At 35.6% G+C, this 17,258-nt stretch carries 16 protein-coding genes; 12 read left to right on the top strand and 4 right to left on the bottom strand.

Annotated elements, in window-relative coordinates; genetic code table 11:
- Positions 1-298: 298 nt before the first annotated feature.
- Positions 299-883: a glycerol-3-phosphate 1-O-acyltransferase PlsY gene (gene plsY / locus WCV66_RS18540; protein WP_066340583.1), complete on the bottom strand. Its 585-nt coding sequence runs from the start codon at positions 881-883 to the stop codon at positions 299-301.
- A 230-nt stretch (positions 884-1,113) separates the two neighbouring features.
- Here plsY and WCV66_RS18535 point away from each other — a divergent pair, with 230 nt between their 5' ends.
- From WCV66_RS18535 to parC, 3 genes are all read left to right on the top strand, one after another.
- The gene (locus WCV66_RS18535) at positions 1,114-1,527 is read left to right on the top strand and encodes a CoA-binding protein (RefSeq protein ID WP_066340585.1); all 414 of its coding nucleotides are present in this window, start codon (positions 1,114-1,116) and stop codon (positions 1,525-1,527) included.
- A 333-nt stretch (positions 1,528-1,860) separates the two neighbouring features.
- On the top strand, positions 1,861-3,828 hold the full coding sequence (gene parE, locus WCV66_RS18530; protein WP_338786461.1) for a DNA topoisomerase IV subunit B: 1,968 nt from the start codon (positions 1,861-1,863) through the stop codon (positions 3,826-3,828).
- Between the two features lie 3 nt (positions 3,829-3,831).
- On the top strand, positions 3,832-6,279 hold the full coding sequence (gene parC, locus WCV66_RS18525; protein ID WP_066340595.1) for a DNA topoisomerase IV subunit A: 2,448 nt from the start codon (positions 3,832-3,834) through the stop codon (positions 6,277-6,279).
- A gap of 226 nt (positions 6,280-6,505) precedes the next feature.
- Here parC and WCV66_RS18520 read toward each other — a convergent pair whose 3' ends face one another.
- A complete protein-coding gene (locus tag WCV66_RS18520; protein ID WP_338786460.1) occupies positions 6,506-6,850 on the bottom strand; it encodes a hypothetical protein in 345 nt (114 codons plus the stop codon).
- 306 nt (positions 6,851-7,156) lie between these two features.
- On the opposite strand from WCV66_RS18520, the gene WCV66_RS18515 reads away from it, so the two are divergent.
- Positions 7,157-7,714 (top strand): MEDS domain-containing protein, encoded by a 558-nt coding sequence (locus WCV66_RS18515; RefSeq protein WP_338786459.1) that lies wholly within the window; start codon positions 7,157-7,159, stop codon positions 7,712-7,714.
- 80 nt (positions 7,715-7,794) lie between these two features.
- Entirely contained in the window at positions 7,795-8,319 is a 525-nt protein-coding gene (locus WCV66_RS18510; RefSeq protein ID WP_338786458.1) for a DinB family protein, read from the top strand.
- A gap of 66 nt (positions 8,320-8,385) precedes the next feature.
- Here WCV66_RS18510 and WCV66_RS18505 read toward each other — a convergent pair whose 3' ends face one another.
- Complete coding sequence (locus WCV66_RS18505; protein ID WP_338786457.1) at positions 8,386-10,128, bottom strand: ABC transporter ATP-binding protein; 1,743 nt, start codon at positions 10,126-10,128, stop codon at positions 8,386-8,388.
- A 262-nt stretch (positions 10,129-10,390) separates the two neighbouring features.
- Positions 10,391-10,939 (bottom strand): choline uptake/conversion transcriptional regulator CudC, encoded by a 549-nt coding sequence (cudC, locus tag WCV66_RS18500; RefSeq protein WP_066340608.1) that lies wholly within the window; start codon positions 10,937-10,939, stop codon positions 10,391-10,393.
- Positions 10,940-11,243: 304 nt separating this feature from the next.
- On the opposite strand from cudC, the gene WCV66_RS18495 reads away from it, so the two are divergent.
- From WCV66_RS18495 to WCV66_RS18465, 7 genes are all read left to right on the top strand, one after another.
- Positions 11,244-12,497: a quaternary amine ABC transporter ATP-binding protein gene (locus tag WCV66_RS18495; RefSeq protein ID WP_066340611.1), complete on the top strand. Its 1,254-nt coding sequence runs from the start codon at positions 11,244-11,246 to the stop codon at positions 12,495-12,497.
- Position 12,498: 1 nt separating this feature from the next.
- Complete coding sequence (locus WCV66_RS18490) at positions 12,499-13,347, top strand: ABC transporter permease (protein ID WP_066340614.1); 849 nt, start codon at positions 12,499-12,501, stop codon at positions 13,345-13,347.
- A complete protein-coding gene (locus WCV66_RS18485) occupies positions 13,347-14,252 on the top strand; it encodes a glycine betaine ABC transporter substrate-binding protein (protein ID WP_066340617.1) in 906 nt (301 codons plus the stop codon). Before WCV66_RS18490 ends, WCV66_RS18485 begins: the two co-directional genes overlap by 1 nt.
- 124 nt (positions 14,253-14,376) lie before the next feature.
- Positions 14,377-15,006: an ATP-binding cassette domain-containing protein gene (locus WCV66_RS18480; RefSeq protein WP_338786456.1), complete on the top strand. Its 630-nt coding sequence runs from the start codon at positions 14,377-14,379 to the stop codon at positions 15,004-15,006.
- Positions 15,003-15,788, top strand: a complete 786-nt coding sequence (locus tag WCV66_RS18475) for an ABC transporter permease (protein WP_338786455.1) — start codon at positions 15,003-15,005, stop codon at positions 15,786-15,788. Before WCV66_RS18480 ends, WCV66_RS18475 begins: the two co-directional genes overlap by 4 nt.
- A 183-nt stretch (positions 15,789-15,971) precedes the next feature.
- The gene (locus WCV66_RS18470) at positions 15,972-16,613 is read left to right on the top strand and encodes a histidine phosphatase family protein (RefSeq protein ID WP_338786454.1); all 642 of its coding nucleotides are present in this window, start codon (positions 15,972-15,974) and stop codon (positions 16,611-16,613) included.
- Positions 16,614-16,792: 179 nt separating this feature from the next.
- Entirely contained in the window at positions 16,793-16,996 is a 204-nt protein-coding gene (locus WCV66_RS18465) for a cysteine-rich CWC family protein (RefSeq protein WP_338786453.1), read from the top strand.
- The last annotated feature ends 262 nt before the right edge of the window (positions 16,997-17,258 follow it).

Here is a 17,258-nt window from a genome sequence, read left to right as displayed (position 1 = left end):
TTGTATTCGGTTGCATATGTTAAATATTTGTAAAAAAATAAAAACCACAGTAATAGTGGTTTTTATTTTAGGATGACTCCCAAACTTAGTTGTTATCTTTAAGTAATGCGGTGTGGTTATTGCAGTAAGAGGAGTCCAGTATCCCGCTGGGCGGGCGGTTGAGCCACCCCGACTTAAGTACCCTATGGAGTGGTCTCGCCTGACTCCACTGCTCCCATAGGAGTCTCGTAATCCGCTTCCATCAAGCTAAATAGTTTATGTTTAAAAACAACAATCTCTTAGAAAAGAGACTTATTTACTAAAGCCATTTTACTTTTGGCTCAGTTTTATTTATGATTCTTTTAATATTTGCTCGATGTCGATAGATGACAAAAATTGTTAATAGTGAAATCACTATAATTAAAGGGATTTCTTTTGTAAACAAGCTGTAAATGATTCCATAAACACCAGCAAGCATTGAGGATAAAGACACATATTTTGTAATGTAAAGAACGATGAAAAAGAACGCTAAAATGGTTATAAACATAACTGGTGCACTATAGAGCAGTAACCCTGCTGAAGTTGCAACGGCTTTTCCACCTTTAAATTTAGCGAAAATCGGATATGTATGGCCAATAACAGCAAATACGCCTACTAAAAGCGGATTTAATTCACTGTTTAAAAATAGTGTTGGTAATGCAGAAGCTAGTGTACCTTTTAGTATATCTGCACTCGTAACAATAAGTCCAGCTTTTACTCCAAGTGTACGGAATGTATTCGTACCACCTAAGTTTCCACTTCCATGCTCACGAATATCAATTCCATAGCCTAGTTTCCCAACAATTAATCCTGAAGGAATAGATCCTAATAAATACGCTAAAATAAAGATAATTGCTTCAATCATATAAGTACTCCTTTGTATAATCTTCTTATATTCTACCATGAGAAGATAGAAAAACTCTAATATAGAATTAAAAAAACATTAAACTCAGTAAAAAATTCAGCGTTGCTCTCTACGTTTTGGCGAACTGATATCAGGATAAAATCAACACACCAAGAATAAACTTTAACAGGACTTAAAAATTGTTTATATCGGTCATAGTTGCTACACTTGAGAAAAGGAGCTGGATGTTAATGGCGATTGAATATCCGACAAGACAAGAAATTGGCGAGATTTTAAAAAATAGTAAAACGATTGCAGTTGTCGGTTTATCCGATAATTCATCACGTACATCTTACATGGTGAGTAAAGCAATGCAGGATGCCGGTTATGAAATTATACCAGTCAATCCAACTGTGAATGAAGTGCTAGGTCAGAAAGCTGTAGCATCCTTAAAAGATATTAAAGGACACGTAGACATCGTCAATGTATTCCGACGCTCTGAGCATTTACTTGATGTCGCCAAGGAATTTTTAGAAATTGATGCAGATGTTTATTGGGCACAATTAGGCCTTGAGAACGAAGAAGCATATGATCTGTTAAAAAGGAATAATAAAACTGTTGTGATGAACCGATGTATTAAGGTTGAACATGCAATGACAAAGTAAATTGAGACTTCACTTATGCTGGTGTTTATTACTACCCGTGATAAGAATGGAGTTAAAATATTGTGATCAACTATTGGAAAAATCCTTGTGAAAAACAAGGATTTTTTTATCTTTTACACGAATTAGGTTTGCTAAAAGCAATTTACCATATACAATAAAGCATGGATATTACGTAATTTGCACTATACTAAATAACAAATTATTAAAGAAAAATAAGCATTTCTTTAAAAGTGTGGGTTGTCGATAAACGAAATATTGTATAAAATACTAAAACATGCGTTCTTAATTAGAGAGATGATTTGATTGTGTGTCAATTGAAAGGGGTTTAGTCTTTTGGTTAAAAAGCAACAATTTGAATATAATGATGATGCTATACAAGTACTTGAAGGACTAGAAGCCGTTAGAAAACGTCCAGGTATGTATATTGGAAGTACTGATAGTAGAGGCTTACATCATCTTGTATATGAGATCGTCGATAATTCAGTTGACGAGGCCTTAGCGGGTCATGGTGACCATATAATTGTAAAAATACATAAAGATAATAGTATTTCTGTTCAAGATAAAGGACGTGGGATGCCAACAGGGATGCATAAGCTAGGGTTACCGACACCTGAAGTTATTTTGACTATCCTTCATGCTGGAGGTAAATTTGGTCAAGGTGGCTATAAAACAAGTGGTGGTCTCCATGGTGTTGGTGCATCTGTTGTAAATGCTCTTTCTGAATGGTTAGTGGTTACGATTCAACGAGATGGTTCAATTTATGAGCAACGGTTTGAAAATGGTGGAAAACCTGTAACGACCCTTGAAAAGAAAGGGAAGACAACGAAAACTGGTACTAAAATTCATTTTAAACCAGATCCAGTTATTTTTAGTACAACAACATACAATTTCGAAACGCTAAGTGAACGCTTACGTGAATCAGCATTCCTGTTAAAAGGATTTAAAATTGAACTTATTGATGAACGTAATGATCAAAATGAGGTCTATCATTATGAGACTGGTATTGAAGCATTTGTCACCTATTTAAACGAAGAAAAAGACGCGCTTCATCCTGTCGTTTCTTTTGAAGGTGAACAAAATGGAATAGAAGTAGATTTTGCTTTTCAATTTAATGACGGCTATTCAGAAAACATCTTATCTTTCGTAAATAATGTTCGAACGAAAGATGGTGGCACACATGAAGCTGGTTCAAAAACAGCTATGACAAGAGCTTTTAATGAATATGCCAGAAAAACCGGTTTGTTGAAGGAAAAGGATAAAAACCTAGAGGGCTCTGATATTCGAGAAGGACTTTCAGCAATTATATCTGTGCGAATACCTGAAGAACTTCTACAGTTTGAAGGTCAAACGAAGGGTAAGCTGGGTACAAGTGAAGCAAGATCTGCTGTCGATGCAGTTCTTTCGGAAAACCTATCTTATTTCTTAGAGGAAAATCCTGATTCTGGAACACTACTCGTTAAAAAGTCGATAAAAGCATTCCAAGCTAGAGAAGCGGCACGTAAAGCTCGTGAAGAGGCGAGAAGTGGGAAAAAACGCAAACGTTCTGAGACAACGTTAAGCGGAAAACTAACACCTGCACAATCGCGTAACCCTTTAAAAAATGAATTATACCTAGTTGAGGGTGACTCAGCAGGTGGTTCAGCTAAACAAGGGAGAGACCGTCGATTTCAAGCTGTACTACCACTACGAGGTAAAGTTATTAACACTGAAAAGGCGAAGCTTGCTGACATTTTTAAAAACGAAGAGATCAACACGATCATTCATGCAATCGGAGCAGGTGTCGGAGCAGAGTTTTTAATTGAAGATATAAATTATGATAAGGTTATTATTATGACCGATGCTGATACTGATGGTGCTCATATCCAAGTACTACTACTAACCTTTTTTTACCGCTATATGAAACCACTCATTGAAAATGGCAAAGTATTTATTGCTTTACCTCCTTTGTATAAAGTAAGTAAAGGTTCGGGGAAAAAAGAAGTTGTGGAATACGCTTGGTCTGATGATGAATTACAAGGTGCTATTTCCAAGGTTGGAAAAGGTTATATGATTCAGCGATATAAAGGTTTAGGTGAGATGAACGCTGATCAGCTATGGGAAACAACAATGAATCCAGAAACTAGAACGCTAATTCGCGTTAAAATAGATGATGCTGCTCGTGCTGAGCGTCGTGTAACAACATTAATGGGTGATAAGGTTGAACCACGTCGTAAGTGGATTGAAAATAACGTAGCATTTGGTCTTGATGAAGAAACAAATATATTAGAAAACGAACACTTATCGGTCGCAGAGGAGGTATAGGTCTTGGCAGATTCAGTAGAAATATTTCGTGATTTACCTCTTGAGGATGTACTAGGTGACCGTTTTGGACGTTATAGTAAGTACATTATTCAAGATCGTGCACTTCCAGATGCACGTGACGGCTTAAAGCCTGTACAACGACGAATTTTATATGCCATGCACGTAGATGGCAATACAAATGATAAAAATTATCGAAAGTCCGCAAAAACAGTAGGAAATGTTATTGGTAACTACCACCCTCACGGTGATTCATCTGTATACGAAGCAATGGTTCGTATGAGTCAGGATTGGAAGGTACGCAATCTTCTTATTCAGATGCATGGAAATAACGGTAGTATTGACGGGGATCCTCCAGCTGCAATGCGTTATACGGAAGCAAGATTATCCGCTATTGCCACGGAACTCCTTCGTGATATTGAAAAAGAAACGGTGGAATTTGTACCAAACTTCGATGACACTAGTAAGGAACCATTGGTTTTACCGGCAATGTTCCCTAATCTATTAGTGAACGGTTCAACAGGAATTTCTGCAGGTTATGCAACAGATATACCTCCACATCATTTAGGTGAGGTCATCGATGCGGTTATTAAGCGTATGGACAAACCGAACTGTACTGTTGATGAATTAATGACGGTAATAAAAGGCCCAGATTTCCCTACAGGCGGAATTATTCAAGGTCTTGAGGGAATAAAAAAGGCGTATGAAACAGGTAAAGGTAAAATAATTATACGTGGGAAAGCAAGTATAGAAGAAATTCGTGGTGGAAAACAACAAATTGTCATTACGGAAATTCCTTTTGAAGTAAACAAAGCAAATCTTGTGAAACGTATGGATGAATTCCGCATTGAACGTAAGGTTGAGGGAATCGCTGAAGTACGTGATGACACTGATCGAACTGGTTTACGAATCGTTATTGAACTGAAAAAGGAAGCAAATGCTGAAGGTGTATTAAATTATTTATACAAAAATAGCGACCTGCAAATTACTTACAATTTTAATATGGTTGCAATTCATAACCGTAGACCAATGTTAATGAGCTTGCCTTCCATTCTTGATGCGTACATTGGTCATCAAAAGGAAGTTGTATCAAATCGTTCAAAATATGAACTTCGTAAAGCACGTGAGCGGGAGCATATTGTTGAAGGATTAATAAAGGCATTATCTATTTTAGATGAAGTGATCGCAACCATCCGTGCTTCAAAAGACAAGCGTGATGCAAAGGATAACTTAATTCAAAAATTTGTATTTACTGAGCCACAAGCTGAAGCAATCGTATCCTTACAGCTTTATCGTTTAACAAATACAGATATTACCGCATTAACAAATGAAGCAGAAGAACTTGCAAAGAAAATCGAAGAACTTACAAGTATTCTTAATGATGAAAATGTCTTACTGAAAGTGATAAAAAATGATCTTAAAAAGGTGAAAAAGACCTATGCAGATGATCGTCGTTCCGTCATTGAAGCTGAGATTGAAGAAATAAAAATCAATCTTGAAGTTATGATCGCATCTGAGGATGTTATTGTAACAGTCACAAAGGACGGATATGTGAAACGTACGAGTCTCAGGTCATATGCTGCATCTAACGGACAGGACTTCGGGATGAAGGATAGTGACAGATTGCTTTCTCAAATCGAAATAAATACAACAGAAGTCGTCTTGTTATTTACTAATAAAGGGAATTACTTATATTGCCCAGTACATGAATTACCTGATATACGATGGAAAGACCTTGGTCAGCATATAGCAAACATCATACCGATTGACAGAGATGAAGTGATTCTAAAGGCAATACCTGTCAAAGATTTTGCTGAAAATCATTTCTTAACTTTTATTACGAGATCAGGTATGGTGAAAAAGACTGAGTTAAGTCAATACAAAGCTCAGAGGTATTCAAAACCACTTGTTGCTTTAAATTTAAAAGGTGATGATACATTAATTGATGTCCATTTAACTTCAGGACAAAATGATTTATTCTTAGTGACACAGTTAGGGTATGGTTTGTGGTTTGAAGAAGAAGAAGTAAGTGTTGTTGGTCCTAGAGCTGCTGGTGTAAAAGGAATTAACCTAAAACCAGATGATTTTGTGGTTAGCGGAAAAGTAATCGAACGTAATAAAAAAGCATTTTTAGTTATTGCCACCCAAAGAGGTGCAGTAAAGAAGATGAATGTTTCTGATTTTGAAAAATCATCACGTGCTAAACGTGGTTTAGTTATGCTTAGAGAATTAAAAAATAATCCACATAGAGTTGTTGGAGCAGAAATAGCGCAAGACAAGGGCGAATTTTATCTCGAAACAGAAAAAGGAGTAATCGAAAGTATCAATCTTGCAACATTAAGACCGAATGACCGATATAGTAACGGTTCCTTCGTTATTGATGAACAAGATGCTGGCTCCGTCATAAAAGTGTGGTTAACACTTACTGATGAACAAAAAGATAATCAATCATAAAAATAGGGCTGATCCGTCAAAGGATCAGCCCTATTTTTTATTCCACATGATCAATTTTCAATACTAATAAATGAATCTTTACTTTTTTTGAAAATAATCTGAGAATGCGTGTATGATTTCTATCCCCTGATACGTGAATAGACTAAGTGCAGTAATTGAAAAAGCTACAACTGGAATCATTCTTAACCAAAACATCATTTATAAAACCTCCTATTTATAATTATTATTAGGCAGTAAATAAATGATTTCTAGAAAAGTAGGATGATTGATAATAAACTGAGTAAAGGAAATGTCTTATTTTCTGATTAAATCTTATTGATGAAAAGATAAATAGTGTTATGATCACTACTTGTAAGATTAAAGGATCCTTTACTTGAATGCTGTCTAGGTGATTAAAATGCTTTTGATCATCCTCTTGGAGATTAATTGTTGTGAAAGATGATTCCGTTTCAACGGCTAACACTTTTGCTTGATTAGTAGGGTGATTTAAGTGAGACATTGAAACAATATGAAACCCTACAAACACTAACAGAAGCATCAAAATCGATTTAACCAGCAACCGAAGTTTCAATGATGTCACCCCTTTGCCGTGTAATAGATCTATCATAATCCTTTTTTCCAAATTTGAATAGTATTTTAATTGTCTAAGATAACCTTTTTTTGTCGTATTAAAAGTGTAAGGGTTTCCTTTTTTCTGAGGTTCGGTTAAGAAAGAAGTCCTATCTTTTATTCAATAAATGGGTTGCTTCGGTAGCCCTTTATTCTTATTCGACTTATAATGCAAGTTAGATTGAATAGGTTATGCTACAATCTAAATAAAACATGTAAAATTTATTCTGGACTATAGAAAAAGCTATTAGCTGGTAAGGAGTAAGCTTTGGATAAAAAAGTTAAGCAACTATTGAGGGATTTACAGCAATCAACATGCTATCATATATTTTACAGTTTTAACGATTTAGAACGCTATCTAGAAAATGCAATTTCCTACATTCTTTCTGGAATTGAGCAAGGGGATTATGTTTTTGTTATCGAAAACGAAAGGATATTTCCATTACTATATAAAAAAATAGAACCTTTATTAACTAAGGTACAACTGGACAAAATAAAGCATGTAAATAACTTTGATTTTTATTGTTCAAATGGAGATTTTCATCCACCTACTATTGTAGCTTACTTTTCAAACATGTTAGAGACTTACATAGAAAAAAACGCTTCCATCAGGACGTGGGCTCATGTAGAATGGGGAGATTTACAAGAAATAACATGTAAAATAGAAGAATTTGAACAAGCAGCTAATAAAGCAGTACAATCGATGAAGATCATTTCGGTCTGTGCTTATGATGAAGACAGACTAACTGAATCACTTAAAGCTTCATTAATTAGTTCTCATGAATATACATTAACAGACAGTGAAATCGTTCGTATTAATAATTGACCAATAAAATATCATTATATTATCTAATATAAATTGAATTATAGTGTCTTAAGGGATTAATAACATAAAGGAGTAGTTTTATGAATTTTAATATGAAAGAAGCTATTGAAGTTCTTGAACGTACACCACATACACTTGAGTGTTTTTTATCTGGTTTAGCTGATAGTTGGTTGCAATGCAATGAAGGAAAAGGAACCTGGAATGTCTTTGAAGTGATTGAACACCTTATTGAAGCAGAGAAATTTAATTGGATACCAAGACTAGAAATAATTCTTCAGGAAGGTGAAAGTAAACCGTTTCCACCATTTGATCGTCATTCTCACTTAAATCAACGGTCTGAAAGTTCGATTGAACAAAAGTTGCTTGAATTTAAAACGATTAGATTACTAAATATAACTAAACTAAAGGGTCTTATTGAAGTTGAATCACAACTTGAACTAGCAGGTACACATCCTGCATTTGGTTTAGTTAAGGTAAGAGAGTTGCTTTCCACGTGGGTACTTCATGATTTAACCCACATTGCTCAAATCGTAAGGGTCATGGCAGAGAGATACAGGGAGGACGTAGGGCCTTGGAAGGAATATTTAGGTATATTGAAAAGGTAATCTTATTAAAGTTAATCGGTCCCCCTTTGGTAAAAGAGAGGGGGGGCCAATTGGAATTTAAAGAGTTTACACTTGTAATTCAAACTGCTTAGAATACAGATGTGCATACGCTCCATCGTGTGCAAGTAATGCGCTGTGTGTACCTTGTTCCACAATACCGCCCTCCGTTAAAACGATAATCCGCTCAGCATTGCGAATAGTGGAAAGGCGATGGGCAATGACGATCGTTGTCCGTCCTTTTGCTAACGATTCTAGTGATTCCTTGACGATGCTTTCACTCTCATTATCAAGTGCGCTGGTTGCCTCATCAAATATGAGAACTGATGGATTCTTCAAGAATACGCGAGCGATACTTAATCGTTGTTTTTGACCACCAGACAGTTTAACCCCTCGTTGCCCAATCTCGGAGTTGTAGCCATTTGGCAAGTTCATAATAAAGTCATGGGCATTGGCGTGCTTAGCTGCCGCGATAATTTCTTCATCATTTGCAGCTGGATTTCCGTAGCGGATATTTTCTTTCACCGTTCCTGTGAAGAGGTAAACATCTTGCTGGACAACTCCTATTGTTTTTCTTAAGGACTGTAAGTCGATATCACAGACATTTATCCCGTCTAGTAACACATCCCCCTCTGTTACATCATAAAAGCGAGGAATGAGCGAGCATAATGTCGTTTTTCCCGCACCAGACGGACCAACTAATGCTACATATTCTCCTGGCTGTATACGAAGTGACAGGTTTACTAAGACATTATCTAAATGTTCTTCGTAACGGAAGGAAGCTTGCTTGAATTCAATTTCACCATGTACATCATTAAGGGTAATGGCATTCGCTTTGTTCTCGATTGCGGGCTTTAGATTGATGATTTCCATAAAGCGCTGGAAGCCAGTTATTCCTTCTTGGAACTGCATGCTCATATGAGTCAGTCGTTGAATTGGCTCAATCATAAAGTTGATATACAGTAAAAAAGTAATCAAATCTGCTAAATCTAACGTGTTCCCTGCAATTAGAGCGCTACCAAAGATGATCACTGTAATTGTAATCAGTTGGATAAACGTTTCAACACCATTGAAAAAGTACGCTTCAGCCTTGTACGTTTTTTTTCGACTTTCAAGAAAACGATTATTTTCTCTGTTAAACTTCTCGATCTCGACAAACTCGTTGGCAAACGATTTTACTACACGGATTCCAGATAGACTATCCTCAACCTGTGCGTTTATGTCACCGATTCGCTCTTTGTTTCTTTTTAATGCTTTGTTCAAAAGCTTATTAAAATACAAGACAAAGACACTTAAAAATGGTAAAAAACAGAAAACGGCGATCGTTAATGGTGCATTAATAAAGAACAAAATAACAAATGCTCCAATAAAGCGAACGAGATATTTAACATAGTCTTCAGGACCGTGATGGTAAAGCTCGGAAAGTAGCAGCAGGTCATTTGTTATACGAGACATGAGCTGACCAGTCTTTTCCTTATCATAAAAGCTAAAGGAAAGCTTTTGCATATGTTCAAACAGCTCGCTACGCATATCACTTTCCATACGAGCACCAACTTCATGACCTTTGTAGTCCACAAAGAAGTTCCCGATATTCTGGATTGCGACTAAAACAAGCATTAGCCCACCAATCCAATACACTTTACTTAGCGCGGTGGACATGTCACCTGCCAGAACATCTTTTGTAATATACCGGACGAGCAGTGGAAAAACCAAAGTCACAGCCGAAACGATAAAGGCGCACACCAATATCGAAAGAAACAACGTTAAATAAGGTTTGTAATATGAGAAAAATTTTTTTAATGGAAAATGCATGATTTACCCCTTTTTGTGTTATTTAAATAAAACACATATAAGGGAGTACACCGTTAACAATTTAAGAAAGTGTTCCACCCTTATATGTTTGTACGGTTTGTTTTGTCATGTTTTTCATGTTAAATTCCTCCTTTTCGTTGATGTTATTATTGTAAGCGATTTCTTATGCTGGTGAACAGTGTTTTTCTTTTTTTTAATTTCATTTTTTATTCCTTTAACGGAGAAATTCGAAAAAACAAAAAAACCGAACGATCAACCACGATTATTTCGTGTGATCGTTCGGTTTTTTTGGAATGAAATCAAAGATTTCGTGTGTTTCAAAGCTATCAACTAAGCGATTTAGCCAGCCATAGTATTCCAATGATTGATGAAGTTTTTCAATATCACTTTTTATTTCATTTATAAAGTCTTCGGTGAGTTCTGGTTTTTCAAGGAGTAAATTAAGTTCTCGTAATGATTTCTCAATTGCAGAAACATTAATTTGTACACCATTTCTCCACTTTATCGTAAAAAAATCTATAAAGGTTTGATACCAATCTTCCTCAGCTACGTATAAATCCTTGCGATTACCTTTTTTCCAAACCTTGTCCACCATATGTAAATCCATTAGGTTCCTAACAGAAGTACTCATACTTGTTTTACTCATACCTAATTCATTTTTCATTTCATCTAAGGTCATAGGCTGATTTTGAAAGTAAAGTAGCCCCCACAATCTTCCTACTGAAGGTGTTACACCATATAAGTTCATATTTTGAGAGATTGCTTCAATTACACGTTCTCGAGCTTTCTCAAGTTCTTCTTTACTTTGCAAACCCTGTCACATCCTATTAGCTAGTATATATATACAGACTACATTTATATGATTTGATTGTAAAGGCAATGAAGCAAAAGGAAAATGGAGGAATTGTAAGTATATAGACCGTAAAGTACGTACAGTATTTTCTGTATGTACTTTACGGAGTTAAATGAGCTTATTTGCGCTTTGTAATCATTTTGTACTATTTCTATAATTAATAAGGCATAGTGTTCGTGACAATAAATCATTGAAGGGAAGGATTAATTAATAATAGATGGTTAGTCGCGCTTTATATGAGTCAATAGGTAGAGGTGGAAAAATGAATAGTAATGAACGTACGGTAAAAATCACTGTTCGAGAAGTATCGAAAATTTTTGGGAAAAACACCAAAAAAGCTGCTCAGCTTCTCAAACAAGGAAAAACAAAACAAGAAATCTTAAAAGAAACAGGTTCTACTGTAGGTGTTAATCGTGCAAACTTTGAAGTCTATCCAGGCGAAATATTCGTTATTATGGGACTTTCCGGTAGTGGTAAATCAACTTTAGTTCGGATGTTTAACCGATTAATAGAACCGACAAGTGGTCAAGTACTAATTGATGGGGAAGATATTGTTTCAATGAGTAAGGAAGAATTACGAAATGTGCGTCGTAAAAAGCTTAGTATGGTCTTTCAACGTTTTGCCCTTTTCCCACATCGAACAGTTTTGGCTAATGCAGAATACGGACTAGAGATTCAAGGTGTTAGCAAGGAAAATCGTAAGGAACGTGCATTAGAGGCACTTAAGCTTGTTGGTCTGGAAGGATATGAACATCAAATCCCTAGTCAATTAAGTGGCGGTATGCAGCAAAGGGTTGGACTTGCTCGCGCATTAGCAAATGATCCTGACATTTTATTAATGGATGAGGCATTTAGTGCCCTTGATCCACTAATTAGAAAAGATATGCAGGACGAATTATTAGAGCTTCAGTCAACTATGGAAAAAACAATCATCTTTATCACACATGATCTTGATGAGGCACTACGAATTGGTGACCGAATCGCTTTAATGAAGGATGGAAATATTGTTCAAATTGGTACACCAGAAGAAATCCTGATGAATCCATCAAATGACTACGTAGAGCGATTTGTTGAGGATGTGGATTTATCCAAAGTATTGACTGCTGGTCATGTTATGAAGCGACCAGAAACGATTCAACTTGAAAAAGGAGCTAGGGTTGCTCTTAAGGTGATGAAAGATAACGGAATCTCTACTGTTTATATTGTTGATAAACAAAAGAGATTAATAGGAGCTGTAACTGCTGCTGATGCAAGAGATGCGGTTGAAAAAAATCTGCCTTTAGCAGAAGTGATAAATAAAGATGTAACGACCGTTCAGCAAGATACACTTCTTATAGAACTATTTGATGATGTATCTACTGCAACGATACCTGTCGCTGTTATTGATCAGGACAAGCGACTTAAAGGTATTGTCATTAGAGGAGCTGTTATTGGAGCACTGGCAGGTAATGAGACGTACATAAATGACATTGAAGATAAAGAGCTCCCTGCGCAAGTAGAAAGGGAGGTACTCTAAGATGGATGAATTATTACCAAAATTACCTATAGCCAATTGGATTGACATAATTATCGAATGGCTTGTTGATCATTTTGAACCTTTTTTTGAAAGTATTGCTTCTGGGTTAGAGTTCTTCGTAGATGGGATCGTTCTAGGTTTAGGTATTATTCCAACGATTATTTTGGCTGTTATTGTCAGTTTACTAGCATGGAAGGTTTGTAATTGGCGGATCGCACTATTTTCATTAGTAGGATTACTATTAATTGATAATCTAGGATATTGGGAAAACATGCTAGACACAATCGCTTTAGTCATTACATCGGTAGGTATATCTATAATTCTTGGTATTCCGATTGGAATATGGGCATCACAAAGTGAGACGGTCGGGAAAATAGTGACACCAATCCTTGACTTTATGCAAACAATGCCTGCATTTGTTTATTTACTTCCAGCAATCTTTTTCTTTAATATTGGCGTTGTACCAGGAGTGGTCGCATCCGTTATTTTCGCAATGCCTCCAACTATTCGCTTAACAATTTTAGGGATTAAGCAAGTACCTGAAGATTTAATAGAAGCAACTCAAGCATTTGGATCAACAACAGGTCAAAAATTACTGAAGGTACAATTACCATTGGCATTACCAACAATTATGGCTGGTATAAACCAAAGCATCATGCTTGCTTTATCGATGGTAGTGATTGCCTCAATGGTTGGTGCACCAGGCTTAGGAGCGGACGTATATCGTGCCGTTACACAATTACAAACTGGAACTGGTTTTGAAGCTGGTTTAGCAATCGTAATTATTGCGATTATATTAGACCGGATTACTCAAAATATAGGAAAAACAAAAAAAGGGGGAACAGCTTAATGTTTACAAAATTTTCAAAAGTAACATTAGCATTCGGATTATCATTGGGTTTAGCTGCTTGTAGTGGCGGAGAGGAAAGTAGTGGGACTACTGACTCAGGTAGCAACAAAGCATCTCTTGGAGAGAGTGTAGAATACAAAATTACGGGAATTGATCCAGGCGCTGGAATTATGAAAGCAACTGCAGCAGCGCTTGAAGAGTATGAGTTAACAGATTGGGAGCTAATTGAAGGTTCAGGAGCAGCGATGACTGCATCTCTAAAAAAAGCTTATGACGATGAAGAACCGATTATCATAACAGGTTGGACTCCACATTGGATGTTTTCAAAATTTGATTTGAAATACCTAGAAGATCCTAAGGGTGTATATGGTGAAGCAGAAAATATTAATTCTATTGCACGTAACGGTTTAGCTGAAGATCTACCGGGCGTTCACAAGGTATTAGATCAATTCCACTGGACACCAGACGAAATGGGCGTAGTTATGAGCAGTATTCAAGATGGAACCTCACCCGAAGATGCAGCAGCTGCATGGGTAGAAGAAAATACTGACAAAGTAGCAGAATGGACGAAAGATGCACAAGAAGGTAATGGAGAAGAAGTGAAATTAGCTTATGTTGCATGGGATAGTGAAATCGCTAGTACAAATGTTGTTGCAAAAGTACTTCAGGATCTAGGATATGAAGTAACACTTAGTCAAGTTGAAGCAGGTCCTATGTGGGCTGGTGTAGCTGATGGAAGTATTGATGCACATATCGCAGGTTGGTTACCACTAACTCATGCTGATCAATACGAAAAATACGAAGGTGACTTTGAGGATCTTGGTGCAAACCTTGAAGGTGCAAAAACTGGATTAGTTGTTCCTGAATACATGGACATCGATTCAATTGAAGATTTAAAAGAATAATCTAAAAGTAACACCCACGTACATCATAATACGTGGGTGTTTTTCATATTGTTTAAGCATTTATATTTACAAACTTATATACATGGAGCAATATAAAAATAGACTAATATAAAGAGGTAAACAAATGTTTATAATTGAGGATTTAATTTATAAAGACATCTTATTTATAGACCGGATGGAAATCCCATCCAATAAGATTACTTGCCTTGTTGGTGAAAGTGGAGCGGGTAAATCAACATTATTAAAAATGTTAAATATCATGTTATCACCAGATGAAGGGGAAATTTATTTTAAGGATAAAAATTTAAAAGTTGTTGATCCAATACTACATAGAAGAAAAGTTGTCATGCTAGCACAGCAACCTACCATTTTTGATGGAACCATTCGCGATAACTTAAACATAGGGTTGAATTTTTCCGAGAAAAAGCTAAAAGAGGATGATGAATTGAACAAAGCTTTAGAAATTGTTCATTTAAATAAAGCATTAAATGAAGATGCTAACACTTTATCAGGTGGAGAAAAACAACGACTCGCTTTAGCAAGAGTGTATCTGATGGAACCAGAAGTATATCTGTTAGATGAACCAACAGCAGCTCTTGATGAAGACACTGAATCTGTAGTAATGGACAGCTTTATTACTCAGGTTAAGCTGAAAGGCCAATCGGTTATTATGATCACACATTCACAAAAAATCGCAACAAAATATGGAGAAAAGATAATAACACTAGAGAAAAGAGCAGGGGAAAGAGGATGAATAATGTTATAAGAGATATTGAATTTTGGCGATTAGTTGCCGGATACATCTTCATTTTATTACTAATCGTATTTGTAAAATGGCGTGGCCTAAAACGTGAAAAACGAATTATCATCTCCACAGCAAGAATGACAATTCAATTGATTTTAGTAGGATATATTCTTACATATATATTTAAACAACCAAATCCTTTTCTTATTACATTAATCGTTTTATTAATGCTTTGTTTTGCTGTCTATAATACATATAAACAAGTAGCATTACCAATTAACAAAAAACTAAAGAAAATTATTGCTATTTCCATGATATCTGGTTCATTGGTTACACTCATTTACTTTAATTTTGTTGTTATCCATTTTCAACCTTGGTATGAGCCACAGTATCTAATACCAATTGCAGGGATGATTATTGGCAATTCAATGACAGGAATTACTCTAGGTGTTAAGAACTTAGTTGAAGGGATCCAAAGAGAAAAACAGCTAATAGAAAGTGCTTTAATGCTAGGTGCAAAACCAGAGGCAGCAACAAAGACAGTTGTGAATTCTGCATTCGATTCAGCCATATTACCAACTATAAATAATTTAGTGGGTATGGGAATTGTTTTTTTACCTGGTATGATGACTGGGCAAATATTAGCAGGGATTAGTCCTTTAATTGCAATTGAATATCAGATTGCGGTTCTTTTAGGAATTACCGGGAGCGTTTCGTTAACAGTGATGATCTTTACGCATTTCGGGTATAGGACGTTTTTTAATGAAAAGGCACAGTTTATGGATTACTAATAAAATCCTCTCAGGATATTTTTATTAATTACATCCTTACTCTGTTATAGTAAAAGTAAGAATGTTTATTATAAGGTTTTGTTAAAGAGAAGACGAGCAAGTAAACTAATAATAGATCTAACAGAAAAATAGGATGAAATGCTAAATTAGATTTTACCTGACAACAAAAGGACGTGTTTAACTATGATTACTGAGAAAAAAGTCACCCTTTATTTTGTTAGACATGGGGAAACTCAATATAATGTTGAAAAGCGAATGCAAGGTTTTTGTGATTCTCCGCTTACTGAAAAAGGTATTTCACAAGCAAAATCAGTTGGAAAAGGTTTATCAGATATCAACTTTATAGCTGCTTACTCTAGTGACAGTCAGAGAGTTATTGATACAGCCAAATATGCTATTGGAAAACGGGATATTCCGTTAACTATTGATAAACGACTCAAAGAAATGAATTTTGGTGTTTTGGAAGCGTTAGTAGAAGAGGAAATTCCAGCTTTATACGGCAATGTACTTGAAACTTTATTCAGCTTAGATTTAGATGCGTGTGCTCCAGAAGGCGAGACTTATGCACAACTTTTTGCAAGAACTGAAAATGCAATTGATGAAATTGTTAAAATGCATGCTTCCGAGGGAGGAAATATACTCATCTTTTCTCATGGAGTAACAATTGGCAATTATATCGTACAAATAACAAAAAGCAGCGAATTTGCGGTACATGAAAATTGCAGTGTTTCTATTGTCAGATACATGAATGGTCAGCCTCAAATTGAAATTATTGCTGATACTTCTTTTAGAGAAAAAGGTGGTCAGTGCTTAACTAATGGTTAAGTCAGTTTCTTAGTAGTTTACATGATATAAAAGGAGAGAGGGTAACAGTTTGAGGAGTGCGATTGTTCAATAAGAGCAGTCGTTTTTTTTATTAAAATAATGTTTAGTAGAAGAACAGGGATATAAATATAAATTATTTTATTTGATTTAAATTTTGAAGGATTAAGGAGTGGTTGCCATTGGCTAATAAATTTTGTCCTATATGTGATGAAGAAAACGGGTGTATGATAGGTGCTAGTGAAGACGGTAACTGCTGGTGTAACCTAGAAAAATTTCCAAATGAAATCTTTGAATTGGTTCCTATGGAAAGTAAAAGAAAACATTGTATATGTAAAAAATGTTTAAATAAATTTAAAGAAGAGCAGAAAATGAACAAAAATTAGGAGAGAACTCTACAAGGATCATAGTAATATACCTCCTGACTGCCTGGATGTAGGACATATCCTCAACAATTAAAGCATCGAGATAGGCTAACTTAAACAAAAAGGAGCAATTTTAGAAAATATAGTAACAATGATCAATCTTTTGGTGCAGTAAACCAATTTGATACTGAGTTCCAGCTTAACAAAATCTATTGCTATAAATGGCTTTGTCGCAACCTTTTTAAGAAATTATATTTTATTTCAAAATCTAAATTAAGGGATA

The sequence above is a fragment of the Metabacillus rhizosphaerae genome, assembly GCF_037201795.1.
In the GTDB taxonomy this organism is placed as follows: domain Bacteria; phylum Bacillota; class Bacilli; order Bacillales; family Bacillaceae; genus Metabacillus; species Metabacillus rhizosphaerae.
Note: the sequence above shows the minus strand (reverse complement) of the source record. Positions and strands in the feature narration are given on the sequence as shown.